The sequence below is a fragment of the Desulforhopalus singaporensis genome (assembly GCF_900104445.1).
GTDB lineage: Bacteria > Desulfobacterota > Desulfobulbia > Desulfobulbales > Desulfocapsaceae > Desulforhopalus_A > Desulforhopalus_A singaporensis.
Window position 1 is genome coordinate 1 of sequence record NZ_FNJI01000007.1, and the last position, 14,090, is coordinate 14,090.

Annotated in this window: 11 protein-coding genes; 6 read left to right on the top strand and 5 right to left on the bottom strand. The window is 51.0% G+C overall.

What is annotated here, in order from left to right:
* The first annotated feature begins 323 nt into the window (after positions 1 to 323).
* A complete protein-coding gene (locus tag BLQ17_RS06060) occupies positions 324 to 887 on the top strand; it encodes a DUF1097 domain-containing protein (protein WP_176761107.1) in 564 nt (187 codons plus the stop codon).
* Between the two features lie 335 nt (positions 888 to 1,222).
* On the opposite strand, the gene BLQ17_RS06065 is transcribed toward BLQ17_RS06060, so the two are convergent.
* Both BLQ17_RS06065 and BLQ17_RS06070 read right to left on the bottom strand, forming a co-directional pair.
* Positions 1,223 to 3,064 carry a sensor histidine kinase gene (locus BLQ17_RS06065; RefSeq protein WP_092220829.1) on the bottom strand — a complete coding sequence of 614 codons (1,842 nt, stop codon included), beginning with the start codon at positions 3,062 to 3,064 and terminating at the stop codon, positions 1,223 to 1,225.
* Positions 3,061 to 3,792 carry a response regulator transcription factor gene (locus BLQ17_RS06070; RefSeq protein WP_092220831.1) on the bottom strand — a complete coding sequence of 244 codons (732 nt, stop codon included), beginning with the start codon at positions 3,790 to 3,792 and terminating at the stop codon, positions 3,061 to 3,063. The genes BLQ17_RS06065 and BLQ17_RS06070 overlap by 4 nt, the downstream gene beginning before the upstream one ends.
* 284 nt (positions 3,793 to 4,076) lie before the next feature.
* Between BLQ17_RS06070 and phoU the strand changes: the two genes are divergently transcribed.
* From phoU to pstB, 5 genes are all read left to right on the top strand, one after another.
* The gene (phoU, locus tag BLQ17_RS06075) at positions 4,077 to 4,736 is read left to right on the top strand and encodes a phosphate signaling complex protein PhoU (protein ID WP_092220833.1); all 660 of its coding nucleotides are present in this window, start codon (positions 4,077 to 4,079) and stop codon (positions 4,734 to 4,736) included.
* Between the two features lie 23 nt (positions 4,737 to 4,759).
* Entirely contained in the window at positions 4,760 to 6,151 is a 1,392-nt protein-coding gene (gene pstC, locus BLQ17_RS06080) for a phosphate ABC transporter permease subunit PstC (RefSeq protein ID WP_092220835.1), read from the top strand.
* Positions 6,152 to 6,196: 45 nt separating this feature from the next.
* On the top strand, positions 6,197 to 7,474 hold the full coding sequence (pstA, locus tag BLQ17_RS06085) for a phosphate ABC transporter permease PstA (RefSeq protein ID WP_092220837.1): 1,278 nt from the start codon (positions 6,197 to 6,199) through the stop codon (positions 7,472 to 7,474).
* A gap of 81 nt (positions 7,475 to 7,555) precedes the next feature.
* Positions 7,556 to 8,599, top strand: coding sequence for a PstS family phosphate ABC transporter substrate-binding protein (locus tag BLQ17_RS06090; RefSeq protein WP_092220838.1), 1,044 nt, complete (start codon positions 7,556 to 7,558; stop codon positions 8,597 to 8,599).
* A gap of 176 nt (positions 8,600 to 8,775) precedes the next feature.
* Positions 8,776 to 9,591 (top strand): phosphate ABC transporter ATP-binding protein PstB, encoded by an 816-nt coding sequence (gene pstB / locus BLQ17_RS06095; RefSeq protein WP_245695017.1) that lies wholly within the window; start codon positions 8,776 to 8,778, stop codon positions 9,589 to 9,591.
* 133 nt (positions 9,592 to 9,724) lie between these two features.
* Here the strand turns inward: pstB and BLQ17_RS06100 are convergent, their stop codons facing one another.
* The 3 genes from BLQ17_RS06100 to ftsH are packed head-to-tail and all read right to left on the bottom strand — an operon-like array spanning position 9,725 to position 13,973.
* The gene (locus BLQ17_RS06100; RefSeq protein WP_092220840.1) at positions 9,725 to 11,164 is read right to left on the bottom strand and encodes a cytochrome c3 family protein; all 1,440 of its coding nucleotides are present in this window, start codon (positions 11,162 to 11,164) and stop codon (positions 9,725 to 9,727) included.
* A gap of 8 nt (positions 11,165 to 11,172) precedes the next feature.
* Positions 11,173 to 12,096, bottom strand: coding sequence for a hypothetical protein (locus BLQ17_RS06105; RefSeq protein WP_092220842.1), 924 nt, complete (start codon positions 12,094 to 12,096; stop codon positions 11,173 to 11,175).
* An 8-nt stretch (positions 12,097 to 12,104) separates the two neighbouring features.
* Positions 12,105 to 13,973 (bottom strand): ATP-dependent zinc metalloprotease FtsH, encoded by a 1,869-nt coding sequence (ftsH, locus tag BLQ17_RS06110; protein WP_245695007.1) that lies wholly within the window; start codon positions 13,971 to 13,973, stop codon positions 12,105 to 12,107.
* Between the last annotated feature and the right edge of the window lie 117 nt (positions 13,974 to 14,090).

Sequence of the window (14,090 nt, forward strand, 5' to 3'; positions counted from 1 at the left end):
TTGATTGTGGCTCTGTTTTTATTGGCGTAAAAACTTTATACCACATCTAACAAGAGGGTTTTCCTGTTTAAATGCTATTTGGGACAAGAGTGAATCAATTTATAACTATGAAAATAGTTTTCATTTTTCAGATAATTCCGTCAACAAAATCAACGAGGTGATAATATAGGAAGAGAAACATATGAAGAATCACAAAAAAATCTCATATTACTAACAAGTAATTTAATTGACTTTATTAAACCCGAAACTCTCATTATTAGTATTTTTTTATTTTTAAAAAAGGATACCTTCTCAAAACTACTTCAATGAAATCGGAGTGTGCTATGACCGAAACTGATAATATGCAAATCACTATTCCAAGAGTTCCTTTCCCATGGGCAGTTACTCTCGTGGTAATCCTTTCGCTACCACTAACCTTTTATCTTGGTAGATTTAATTTTCCTGTTTGGGTTTGTTTTATTGTTTGGGCTGAATATTTTACATTAGGCGGAACACCGAAAACCGCTAGATTAATTTTACCTTCATTACCGTTTGGAGCAATTTTCGGAGTATTATGGGTTGCAACAGCAATTTTTTATACTAACATTACAGATCACCCGCAAAATTTATTTGTTGGATTGATTTTTGGTTCCTTATGGATAACGTTATTAGTTTATTTAATACCGAAGTCATCAATTTTTTCTGAGGGTATGTTGGCTGTTTTTAATGGGTTGACTATTTTTCTTGCTGTTTACTTCACAAAAAGCATACCTGATATAGGACCAATGGAAAACCCATATTGGTCTATTACTAATGCATTTATATGGTCTATGGCAATGTCTTATGTCGGTTGGTTTTTTGGTTTATTAAATATATTTTTCACCTTTCCCAGAAAAGCTGAACAGTAATCTATACCTGTAAATTTAAGTACTATTTATTAATCCGGCGGGCATTTATGATTAAACTTTTCGAGATTCTTAACTACGCATCGAAACGAATGGCAAAATAACAACAAGATAGTCAAAAAATGAGTCTGAAGGCCATATCCAGGTTAAATGTATTTGCCTGCCGGATTAATAATGCGTTCATGAAAAAACATGACGATAGAAGCCTCCCGAGAGATATTCAACAATACAACAGGGATCTTGCACTCCGCCTTTTACAGTCTTTATGGAAGGCAACTTAACTCAGGCACCCGATTCCTTCTGTCAAAAGATATTCACAGCCGCTTTTCATTTTTTTTTCACACCGGCCCGTTGAGTATAAGCGAAAAAGCGGACCCCTCGCCGTCAACACTCTCAACCTCTACCCTTGCATCATGTGCCTGCACGATATGCTTTACAATGGCCAGGCCAAGACCGGTACCACCCAGATTGCGGCTTCTGGCCTTATCACAACGATAAAACCTCTCGAACAGCCGCGGCAGGTGCTCTTTTGCAATTCCGCAGCCGGTATCTCGTACGGTTACCTTGACGCTGCTTTCTCCTTGCCCTTCAGCATCCTTCAGGACCTCTGCTTCCACATTGACAGTCCCACCTTTTTCACTGTGGGTTATGGCGTTGACAATAAGATTGACCAGAGCCTGTTCCATCAGGGGACCGTTCATTTTCACGTGGATGTTATCCGCACAACGATATTGCAAAAAAACCCCGGAATCCGCAGCATTCACCCGGCAGGTCTGAACGGCCGCTTCCACGACCGGAAGCAACCGCTGTCTGGTAAATTCAATTTCACTGTCGCTCGCTTCCTGTTCGATCTTGGATAGATGGAGCAGTTCGTCGATTATACTGGTGAGCCTCCGGGACTGTTTCAGGACTATACCCAGGAATTTCTCCGCATCTTCCCGGTTGTCAAGAGCACCGTCCAAGAGGGTCTCCACATACCCGCGAATCGAGGTGATAGGGGTGCGCAGTTCATGGGATACGTTTGCCACAAAATCGGTCCTTATCCCCTCAAGCTTACGGATTTGGGTCACATCGTTGAGCACCGCCAGAGCGCCTACATGTTTTCCCTGACCGCTGCTAAGCGCCACCACCCTGGTCTTGATAAACCGTTCCTGACCGGTATCCTGGAAAACGATTTCCTTTTCCACCCTTTCTCCTGTTTCCAGGGTCAGGCTTATCATCTCCTGCAGGGCGACATTTCTTCCCACCTGCTGGAGAAGCTTCCCCTCAGAACCGTTTCTGTCAACGTGGAACAACCTTGCCGCAGCGTCATTTATGCTGATTATCCGCTCCTTGAGATCAACGGCTATCATAGCCTCGACCATCGACGAAAAAACGGTTTCCAACTGATTCCTGTGGGTAACAATATCCTTGATTTTCTCATCGAGAAGCGCAGCCATGCGGTCCATGGAGGCTGCCAGCGTCACAACTTCTTTGGAAGCGGCTCTGGGAACCATGGGCAACATTTTTTCGCTGAAATCTCCTGTTGAAAACAGCCTGGCATTTCTGGTCATCCGCTCCAGGGGGTTGCTTATGCTTTTGCAGATAAAAAGAGTCGCCAGGCCGGCCAAGACGATTACGGCAATGGAACCGAAAAGAATACGCAGCCGTATATGGGCAAAGGTCCGGTCAAGGGAGGCGACCGAAACCGAAGTTCTCACGACATACCCGTTCCCGGCCTCCTTATTCTCTCCCGCGCCAATCCTTATCGTACTGTGAAGCGGAAGCGCCACATAAATGAGATTTTCCCCCAGGGTCCGACTATACCTTCTCGACTTGCCGACACTCCCGGCAAAAGCCTTTTCTATCTCCTGGCGGTGGCGGTGATTATCCATTTTTCCAGGGTCTTCATTGGAATCGGCAAGCACCTTCCCCGTGGAATCGATAACGGTGATGCGTGTGCCGGTGTCCCTTCCCAGAGCAATACAATAGTCCCGCAATCCGCCGGACCGTTCACTATTTACCAGTTCATATATTTGCTGGCTTATCAGCCGTCCCCTCGCCTCAAGATCAGATTCGGTCTGCTGGAGATAGAATTCATAGAGGATGGTCGACCCGTACCAGCCGACCGCGGCAATTCCCAGGAGAATGATCAGCACGCTTGTCGGAAATATCTGCCAGATGAGTTTTACCGGTTTCATGAAGACACCTGCTGCTTACCGGAAGTTGTGTCATAACGGTAGCCGATACCTCTTACCGTCTCGATCAGTTTGCCATACTTGCCCATCTTCTTGCGTAACCCGAAAATCTGTACATCAATTGCCCGGGGGGTAATGAGGAAATCGTATCCCCGGACGGCATCGATAATCTGCTGACGGGAAAAGACCCATCCAGGCTTTTCCGCGAGCAGGGTGAGAATCGAAAATTCGGTGGCGGTCAGCTGCAAATGGTTGTCGTTGAGTTTTACTTCATGGCGCCGTTTGTCTATCTGCAGCGCATCGATCTTGATCAGCGACCTCGAGCTTTTGTCCTCATCATCCCTGGCTGCGGCGTATCTTTTGAGCACCGCCTTTATCCGGGCAATGAGAATCTTTGGACTAAACGGCTTGGTAATATAGTCATCGGCACCGTATTCAAACCCGGCAACCACGTCCTGCTCTTCCCCTTTCGCCGTCAACATGATAACAGGAATAACCTTTTTCCTGACCGCTTCCGCTTCCCTGATTGCTCCACACACTTCAAGTCCGCTCATCTTAGGCAACATTAAATCGAGCAGAATACAGTCGACCTCTTCTTTATCCAGCAGCTTTAGCGCCTCTTCTCCATTGTCGGCACAACAGACATGAAAGCCGGCCCGGATGAGATTATAACTGACCAGCTGCTGAATATCCGCGTCATCTTCTACGACAAGCACATTAACTTTTGCCATATTCTTTAACCAAAAAACTGAGTTCAACAACCCTTACCTGCCAATCTGCCACGCCGCTGTCTTTCCCGGCTTGTTCCTGAAAGCCAACGGCATGGATCTGTTCTGCGCCATATCCTGTTCCATTTTTAATCCGGACGCAACCCCTCTAAAGTTGTTCTAACCATATCTTAATATTCATCTAATCAAGTAATAACAAACGACCTCTATTGTTGCCATGCTCCATTAACGGAAGATCTGAAACTTATAAAACAGATGCACGCCAGACGGGCAGAGGTTCAACACAGATGAAACATCATTTTACTTTTCATAACGAGCTGGAAAAACTGAACAAAAAAATACTCAGGCTCAGCACCATGGTCGAGGAACGGGTACGGTCCGCAGCCATGGTCATCGATACCCGGGACCAGGACATGGTGCACAAGATAATTGTCACCGACTATGAAATAGACGAGATGGAAATCGAGATCGAAGAGGACTGTCTGAAGATACTCGCCCTCCATCAACCGGTAGCAACCGACCTGCGCTTTCTGGTTGCAGTCATCAAAATAAACAACGAAATGGAGAGGATAGCCGACATGGCGGTGAGCATAGCCATGCGGGTCGACAACATCTCCAAATTCAATCACCAGCAGGCGGTTTCATACAACTTCGCGCCAATGATCGAAAAGGTTCTGAAGATGTTGAAAAATTCGATCGACGCCCTGGTCAATCACGACGCCACCCTGGCCAAATCGATCTTTATCGACGACGACTTCGTCGATCATGAGCGCAACAAGTGCTATGAGGAAACTAAAAAGCGAATCATGTCCGACTGTAATCATCCCGGCTTCCACATCAATACCTATCTGCTGGCAAGACACCTGGAACGCATTGCCGACCGGGCCGTCAACATAGCGGAAGAAGTCATCTATTTCGTTGAGGGAAACATCACCCGCTTCCATTAATCTCTGCCAGGTACAGTCAATCCATGTCCATTTATTCCTTTACACTTCCCGTCATAGTGTTCCTGGCTCTGGCGGCGTACTTTGCCGGCTACCGCAAGGCTCTGGCGGTTGCCGGTCAAAGCGGCGGGATAAGGTCCCTGCACTCACTGCCCATGCACTACGGGTTGGTTGCGGCGATGGCCAGCGCACTGCCGGCAATCACCCTGTTAGCCGGCTGGCACCTGGCCGAGGACAAAGTGATCACGGCGATCATTACCGGAGAGTTGCCGAAGCAACTGGCGCAGCTCCCTGCCAGCGAATTATCCCTGGTCCTGAACGAGATAAAGAATATAGCTTTTGGAGGATTCTCCGCAGCAACCTCGTCCCCGGCCATCCAGGATGCTGCCGTTCGATATGTGGAGCTGGAGCGGACCTTCAGGACCATCATCACGGTGGGGATAGTTGCGGCAGCGTCGGTGCCGCCTGTTTTTATCCTGAAAAAGATATCACCTACCCTGAGGGCAAGAAACCTGATGGAAAAAGCTTTAATGGTTTTTCTTGTGGGCTGCTCCACGGTGGCGATACTGACGACCCTTGGCATCGTTCTTTCAGTGCTTTTTGAGGCGTTGCGTTTTTTTCAGGCCATTCCTCTCGTCGATTTCATCTTCGGACTGCAATGGAGCCCCCAGACAGCGATCAGAGCTGACCAGGCAGGTTCTTCCGGGGCGTTTGGCGCGGTTCCGGTTTTTGCCGGGACAATCCTTATCGCAACTATTGCGATGTCAGTGGCGATCCCGGTCGGACTGCTCGCAGCGATCTACCTCTCGGAGTACGCGAGTCCAAGATTTCGCACCTGGACCAAACCCGTTCTCGAGATTCTTGCCGGAATCCCAACCGTTGTATACGGCTTTTTCGCCGCCCTCACCGTGGCACCGCTTATTCGCGATGCAGGCAGCGTCGTTGGATTGGCAGTCTCCTCTGAAAGTGCCCTGGCTGCAGGTCTGGTTATGGGAATCATGATAATTCCCTTTGTTTCATCGCTTTCCGACGACGTCATCCATGCGGTGCCTCAGACCATGAGAGACGGTTCGCTGGGGCTTGGGGCGACTCGGTTCGAGACCATCCGTTACGTGATCCTGCCGGCGGCCCTGCCCGGAATCGTCGGCTCCATCCTGCTCGCCGTCTCAAGAGCTATCGGTGAGACCATGATCGTGGTTATGGCGGCCGGCTTATCTGCAAATCTTTCGTTCAACCCCCTCACCGCGGTAACCACCGTGACGGTACAGATCGTAACGCTGCTGGTGGGAGATCAGGAGTTCGACAGTCCAAAAACGCTCGCCGCCTTCGCCCTCGGCCTGCTGCTGTTTGTATTTACCCTGGTTTTAAACTTCATAGCCCTGCGCGTTGTACGAAAGTACCGGGAACAATATGAATAGACAAAACAAGAAACTCCATTTTTACCTGTATATACACGAGATCTCATGAACAACACCGCGACTACCAACAATGACCTCCTGGCCCCTTCCAAAAGGCTTGTAAAAAGATACCGGGCCGAGAAACGGTTTCGAAGGTGCGGCATTGCGGCGATCACCCTCTCGCTCGCCTTTGTCTTTTTCCTTTTCTTTACCATTTTCTCAGACGGCATCTCCGCCTTCAAACAGACCTGGATCGAGCTCAAAGTAGAATTTTCAAACGATCTTTTCGCCAACGAAAACCTCGCCGCCGCAGATTACCCCGGCCTTGTGAAAAGATCGCTGCGGACCATGTTCGCCGAAGTCAAAAGCCGAAAAGATAAAAAACTGCTCTACGGTCTCGTCAGCCCCGCCGCGGCATACAAACTCCAGGATATGGTTGAAGCTGACCCGAAAATTATCGGCACCGTGCAAGAAGTGTGGGTACTGGCGGATGACGACGTCGATATGCTGATGAAAAAAAAGATCGACAGAACAGTTCCGGAATCGAACAGGCGCATCCGTGACATCCAGCTTGAATGGATCGACAAGCTGGTGGCCCAAGGCAGGCTCACAACAAATTTCAACCGGACCTTCTTTACTTCCGGGGATTCCAGGGAACCGGAACTGGCCGGTATCCGGGGAGCGATAAAAGGGTCTTTTTTCACCTTGCTGATCACCCTCGCCCTTTCGTTTCCTATCGGTGTTGCGGCAGCGGTTTATCTTGAGGAATTTGCCCCAAGCAATCACTGGACCGACCTGATTGAGATCAACATCAACAATCTGGCGGCGGTGCCGTCGATAATTTTCGGTCTTCTGGGCCTTGCGATTTTTATCAACTTCTGGGGGCTGCCCCGCTCGACTCCCATTGTCGGCGGTCTGGTGCTGACCCTTATGACCCTGCCGACCATTATCATTGCCGGCAGGGCCTCGCTGAAATCGGTGCCCCCGTCGATCAGGGAAGCGGCGCTCGGGGTAGGCGCCTCAAAGGTGCAGACGGTGCTCCACCATGTCCTGCCCCTTGCCATGCCGGGAATGCTCACAGGCACCATTATCGGCATGGCCCAGGCCCTGGGGGAGACCGCTCCGCTGCTGATGATAGGCATGGTCGCCTTTATCGTAGATATACCGGGAACCTTCAGCGACCCGGCAGCGGTGTTGCCGGTGCAGATCTACCTCTGGGCGGACAACCCTGAACGGGCGTTTACCGAAAAGACTTCCGCCGCCATCATGGTCCTTCTTGCGTTTCTCATTGTCATGAATGGTCTTGCGGTCCTGCTTCGTAAGAAATTTGAAATCAAATGGTAACCCAATCCTAATATTAACCTGTTCTAATTGACTCGTTTACATTTTCACAAAGTATAACCACACAACAACCAGGAGATCTAAATGAAAGTAAAAGCACTACTTGCAGCAAGCGCATTGAGCCTTGCAATGACCACCCAGGCGATGGCCGCCCGTGACTACATTTCCATTGTCGGCTCATCCACAGTCTACCCTTTTGCAACCGTAGTCGCCGAGCAGTACGGCAGGACCAGCGGCGCCAAAACCCCGAAAATCGAGTCGACCGGATCGGGCGGCGGGTTCAAGCTGTTCTGCGGCGGTGTTGGCGTCGATCATCCGGATATCACCAACGCCTCCCGAGCGATCAAGAGCAGTGAGATCGCAACATGTGCCGAAAACGGAGTAAAGGATATCGTCGAGGTTAAAATCGGCTATGACGGGATCGTTCTTGCCACCTCCAAAAAAACCGCGCCGCTCAAGCTGACTAGAAAAGACATCTTCCTGGCACTGGCCAAAGAGGTGCCGGACCCGGACCACAGCAACAAACTGATACCCAACCCCTACAAGACCTGGAAGGATGTCAACCCGGCACTCCCCGACAACAGGATTGAGGTGCTCGGACCTCCTCCCACTTCCGGTACCCGCGATGCATTTGTCGAGCTTGCCATGGAAGGAGGCGCCAAGACCTTCGACTTCATCAAGGACATGAAAAAGACCGACAAGAAGATGTACAAGAAGATCTGCCACACCATTCGTGAAGACGGTGCCTATGTTGAGGCGGGGGAAAATGACAACCTTATCGTCCAGAAGCTGCAGGCGAACCCGGTTGCCGCAGGTATCTTCGGCTATTCCTTTCTCGACCAGAACAGCGACGTCATCCAGGGCTCCTACATCGAAGGAAACGAGCCGACGTTCGAGGCCATCGCCGACGGCTCCTACCCTGTTTCGCGTCCGCTCTTTTTCTACGTCAAAAAAGCGCACGTTGACGTGATTCCAGGGATGAAGGGCTATCTTGCCGAATTTACCAGCAACAAGGCATGGGGGGATGACGGCTATCTCGCCGACAAGGGACTTATTCCCATGCCTGTTAAAGAACGAGACGAGTACGCAGCCAGGGTTGCCGAACTCCAGACAATCGACATGGAATAAGCACCATACGAGAAGAACCTAACCTGATCGGTGCGGACAGGGCTGGGGGGATTTTCCCCGCAGCCCTGTCCCGCCTTGCAACAAGCAGAATAAGTCAAAGGAAGAACATGGAAACCGCAACCAGTGCCCTCACGCCCTCCTTTCCCGTCATGATCGGCAATCAAGCCGAATCGGTTATGGAAGACAGTGACGCAAAGGAGACCGCCCGAAATACCGTCGGCACCCCTTTTGTCGACGCCCCGCGAATGACCTGCAGAAACGTCGATGTTTTCTACGACGAAAAACAGGCCATCCGCAATGTCAGCATCGACGTAGACCAGAATGAAGTTCTGGCAATGATCGGTCCGTCGGGATGCGGCAAGTCAACTTTTCTCAGATGCCTCAACAGGATGAACGACACCGTGTCCAGCTGTCGGGTTACCGGCAGTATTCTTCTTGACGGCACCGATATCTATCATCCGTCCGTCGACGTGGTGCCCCTGCGGGCAAAAGTCGGTATGGTCTTCCAGAAGCCCAATCCTTTTCCCAAATCGATCTATGACAACATCGCCTACGGTCCGCGAATTCACGGCTTGACGCAAAACAGGTCCGAACTTGATGAAATTGTCGAGACCTCACTGAAAAAAGCGGGGCTATGGAAAGAAGTAAGGGACAGGCTGAACGACCCGGGTACCAGTCTTTCCGGGGGACAGCAGCAGCGTCTTTGTATTGCAAGGGCCATTGCCATCAGTCCGGAGGTGATTCTCATGGACGAACCGTGTTCGGCGCTTGACCCGATCGCCACGGCAATCGTTGAAGAATTAATTGCCGAGCTTCGCACCCAGTTTTCCATCGTTGTGGTAACCCACGCCATGCAGCAGGCGGCGCGGATCAGTCAGCGCACCGCCTATTTTCACCTGGGCAATCTCATTGAGGTCGGTGCCACCGAGAAAATCTTCACCAACCCCCTGCACCAGCTGACCGAAGATTACATCACCGGCCGCTTCGGCTGAGTGTATGCAATTTACGGCCGGCACCGCAGAACGACAATACAAGGACGTTTCACCCGGCGGGTGAAACGTCCTCGCGATGTTCATTACGCCCACCCTGCGTCAGCTTCTGTCAGTCCAGCGCCTTTTTGCCGAATCAGAGCGGCTCATCGTGACAAAGGTCGCAGCTCTGGGAAATCGTCTTGCCGAACTCGGTCTGGTGTTCCTCGTCATGGCAGCGGAAACAGCCGTACCCTTCGTCTTCATATTGATGGCCGAGATGTTGCTTGTACGTTCCCCAGGTAACCTTCATTTGCGGCCACACATTTGCCAGGTAGGCGTCGAGCAGGTATTTGCCCGACGATATGAGCGACTCTTCATGCTCTGCCACAAAATCCGCATCGTGCCGTTTTGCCATGAGCGCAAGCAGTGTTTCGACAATCTGTTCTCTCGCCTCATCACGGCTGGTAAATTCTTTTTCAAGAACCGTTATGCTGTCCTCGCGAATGCCGGGTATGGTACCATCAATTTTTTTGCTGTAAAGACCGAAATCGACCTTTTGCTCCAGGGTGTCATAGACATGGGTCGGCCTATTGTGGCAGTCGATGCAGTCCATGGTCCGCCATTTTCCGCCCTGCCCGTCATCGGCACCATCTATTGTGTATTCTTCGGTGACCCCGGAAGGTTTGCTCACCTTTATGCGGCCGATCGAGGTTCGCTTGTCATCAAGCGATTGATACTGGACCTTGACGTTATTGGAGACGTGCCAGTGAATACCTTCAAAGGTATCGGTGACGGGGTTTCTGCCGCCAATGTGCAGGGCAATTTCCTGGATATAGGGTTGTTCCTGGTCGTCGTTGGAATAGCTGATGAATTTCTTGATTTTCTTGCCGTGAAATTTTTCCGGCCAGTGGCACTCCTCACAGGTGTCCTGAGCCGGTCTCAGGTGCTCGACAGGCGCGGGAATAGGGGTTGAATAACTGCCATCAAGAACAGCTTTTACTTGCCGCAGCCCGGAGAGTTTTGCTTTTACGTACCACTCTGCTCCGGAGCCGATATGACAACTGACACAGCCCACCTTTGCGTGGGGCGATCGCTGGTAGGCGGTATACTCGGGATCCATCACCGTGTGGCATATCGCCCCGCAAAAGAAATCGGATTCGGTGAAATGGTACGCCTCGTAGATGACGAGGCTGAATACCGACAGGTTTACCACCGTAAGCACCAGGACCAGCAGCACCGTCTTCCGGTGATTTTTTTTCCCGAAATCAATGACCACATTGCCCTTGTTGAGGTTGTCCCGGAACCATTTCTTGTGCCTGAGGTATCCGGACACGGGGATCAGGAAGAGACCGAAAACGGCCCCGGCGGGAAACACCAGAAAAGTTACGATTGCGGCATACGGATTACTGATCAGTCCGGTTATATGTCCCAGCAGACCAAGAACCGTAAGCGTTATACAGACGGTGGTCGAACCGATGCCAAAAAGGCCAATCGGCGTTTTCATCGACAGCCCTACCTTCTGCTGCCAGGTGAACTGTTCGTATTCATTGCCACTGCTGTTATCCGGCGGAACCTCCATTTTTTTTTCCTGCATCTCCCCTCCTAATTTAATTTCTGCCAGGTCTTGGCCATCTCAGACCCCGATGTTATTATTCTCTGCAGCATCTCCTTTCTGTCTTCAGAATCAGTGACTTCATCTACCGAGTCGTACAGTAACTGCGCGTAGTTAATTATCCCGTTAAGACCGTTGGTGGTCTCATTCACAGCCTCCTGCAACCTGAGGCTGACCTGTTGTTGTTCATGTTCATCGCTCTTCTCTTGTATTATTGTCGTCCGGTTCTTTGTTGCAAGTTGCTCTATCGCCTCGATGAGTTCTCTTACCTCGTCGACCACCAGCTGACGTGACCCCACCGACAGTTCGGTGAATTCATCTTTTTCAGCCAGCTCGTCGGCAAGCCTGATCAGGGGAGAAACGGTATTTTTGTAGAGCAGGATAAGAGATATGGACGCAAGACTTATAATCAGGCCCAGCGCGCCTATGACCACTGTCTGAAAACTGACGATGGTACCACGGGCCTGGCTCACGATAATCCGGTCATACTGGATCAGATAATCCGAGATCGTACGCAGCAGCTGCTGCAGCTGCTTTTTTTTTGCGACATCTTCGGGATCCGCCATCACCTGTTTCACCAGAATCGTCAACCCGGCAATATCTATCTTTTCCACCAGGGCAAGTTTGAGTTCGCTGGCAACCAGCCTGTTGTCCTTTAATCGCCGCAACTCAGCGTTGAGCTTTTCAAGATCGTCGACAATGGTCTCATTGGCAGACCAGCCTCCGTTTACCAGACGGTCGGTCAAGCTCTCCCTGATGGTCATATACTGGAAGAGAACCCGTTCATTCTGGTCGATGATGGCGCCATATCCTCTTGTCAGGTGATACTGGTATCCCCCCATCAGGACTATGAGCCCCAGGAGCACGGCTACAACGACAAAAGCCGCCCAGAGAAATCGTTTGAGTGAGTTCATGGCTGATGTCAATTCGCCTTGTATTCCAGGCAATGTCCACGCGCCGGGCAGACACTGCACTCCGATTCTTTTTCAATGGTACCCGCTTCTTCGGCCTTCTTGGTATTGGCACACTGGTAGATGATATCAAACTCTTCGGCGTCGATGGTCTCAACCTGGAGCAGGATATCTGAAAGCGATTTTAAAAAAAATCTCTCTTTGGAAAGAATATCGAGAGCATTTTTGTAACATCTTGAGAGAAGAATCTTTATCTCTCTGTCTATCAGCCTCGCAGTATCGGCCGACATCGGATACATGCGGGTCCCTTCATCGCCGAGGAAACTCTCGCTGCTTATGGCGTAAGCCTGGGTTCCGAGAGCGTCGCTCATCCCCCACCGGCACACCATGTTGGTGGCAATCTCGGTAGCCTGGAGAAAATCGTTTTCGGCCTGAGTGGTCCTGCTGTCGAATATGAGCTGTTCCGCCGCACGGCCGCCAAGAAGAGTGGTTATCCGATCAACAAGGTAAGGTCTGGAATAGGCGGTCCGGTCGCCGAGGGGAAGCTGCTGCGTCTGGCCAAGCGCCCTGCCTCGAGGGATAATGGTAATTTTATGAACAGGATCTGCATCGGGGAGCAGCTTCGCTATTATTGCATGGCCGGCTTCGTGGTAGGCGAGGATCAATTTATCTTTTTCCTTGAGAACGACCCCTTTTCGTTCCACCCCGAGCATAATGCGGTCCCTGGCCTGATCGAAATGTTCTTTGGCGATCGCGTCGCAGTGGTCCCTGCCGGCAAGAATCGCCGCCTCATTGACCAGATTTGCCAGTTCGGCTCCCGTGAACCCTGAAGTCATCTGGGCAATTTCCTCGAGGTTTACATCCGGGCCAAGCACGCTTTTTTTACTGTGAACCTTGAGGATTTTCCCCCGCCCCCGGACATCGGGGGGCAACAGGGTGATCCGCCGGTCGAACCGGCCGGGCCGACTCAGCGCCGGGTCGAGGATATCAGGCCTGTTGGTGGCGGCAAGGACAATGACATTGTCGGTTGAACCGAACCCGTCCATCTCCACCAGCAGGGCGTTGAGCGTCTGCCCCCTTTCGTCCTGTCCGTCGGAAGGCGCGGTGACCCTGCTGCTGCCGACGGCATCGATTTCATCAATAAAGACGATACAGGGGGTTTTTTTCTTGGCCTCCCTAAAGAGATCCCTGACCCTGGATGCACCGACTCCGACAAACATTTCGACAAAATCGGAACCGCTGAAACTGAAAAATGGTACTTTCGCTTCTCCGGCGATCGCTCTTGCCAGAAGCGTTTTACCGGTCCCGGGCGGCCCCTGCAGTAGAATGCCTTTTGGCATAAAAGCGCCGAGCCTGTTAAACTGCGACGGGTCCTTGAGGAAGGAGACAACCTCCTGCAATTCTTCTTTTGCCTCGGGGGCCCCTGCGACATCATCAAAGGTAACCCACTCCTTGGTGGCCTCGGGGGAGACAAGCTTGGTGGATGCAAATCTGTCCTTGGAGTCGCCATTCCTGCGGGGAGTGAGCGACACCCATACTACAAAAAGAAAAGAAAGCCCGACCACAAACAGAGCTGCCTGGAAATAAAACGGCGTATAATCGCTGGAAAATCCTATCTTGACCGGAGTCTGCTGCAACTGCTCAACCAGCCGGCCCGGTTCCGGCACCTGCGCACAGTAGCTGTATCCGGAGACAGTCACCACGTCGGCCCTGTTGCCGGTGAATTGTATTTCACTGACACCGTCAGCCGACAGATCAAGCAGAAATTCGCTATAAGATTTTTCCGGCAGCTTTTTCTCGATGAAGAAAAACATGCCGGCCAACAGGCAGGACCCGACAACCAGAAAATAGATAAAGAGATTGCGAACCAGAATTGCCATTAAAGCTCCATTTGCGAAATAAGAAACAGCGTTCGTTTCTGCAGCTGTGGTAAACTTAACAATACCAGAAGGGTGCCGTGGCTCGCAAATCTCTTATTCCATTACACTTCTTTTTTT

Excerpts from the sequence above, each read along its gene's own strand:
- ftsH (WP_245695007.1), bottom strand. The coding sequence starts at position 13,973 with ATGGCAATTCTGGTTCGCAATCTCTTTATCTATTTTCTGGTTGTCGGG.
- BLQ17_RS06065 (WP_092220829.1), bottom strand. The coding sequence starts at position 3,064 with ATGAAACCGGTAAAACTCATCTGGCAGATATTTCCGACAAGCGTGCTG.
- BLQ17_RS06060 (WP_176761107.1), top strand. The coding sequence starts at position 324 with ATGACCGAAACTGATAATATGCAAATCACTATTCCAAGAGTTCCTTTC.
- BLQ17_RS06105 (WP_092220842.1), bottom strand. The coding sequence starts at position 12,096 with ATGAACTCACTCAAACGATTTCTCTGGGCGGCTTTTGTCGTTGTAGCC.
- pstA (WP_092220837.1), top strand. The coding sequence starts at position 6,197 with ATGAACAACACCGCGACTACCAACAATGACCTCCTGGCCCCTTCCAAA.
- pstB (WP_245695017.1), top strand. The coding sequence starts at position 8,776 with ATGGAAGACAGTGACGCAAAGGAGACCGCCCGAAATACCGTCGGCACC.
- BLQ17_RS06090 (WP_092220838.1), top strand. The coding sequence starts at position 7,556 with ATGAAAGTAAAAGCACTACTTGCAGCAAGCGCATTGAGCCTTGCAATG.
- phoU (WP_092220833.1), top strand. The coding sequence starts at position 4,077 with ATGAAACATCATTTTACTTTTCATAACGAGCTGGAAAAACTGAACAAA.
- BLQ17_RS06070 (WP_092220831.1), bottom strand. The coding sequence starts at position 3,792 with ATGGCAAAAGTTAATGTGCTTGTCGTAGAAGATGACGCGGATATTCAG.
- pstC (WP_092220835.1), top strand. The coding sequence starts at position 4,760 with ATGTCCATTTATTCCTTTACACTTCCCGTCATAGTGTTCCTGGCTCTG.
- BLQ17_RS06100 (WP_092220840.1), bottom strand. The coding sequence starts at position 11,164 with ATGCAGGAAAAAAAAATGGAGGTTCCGCCGGATAACAGCAGTGGCAAT.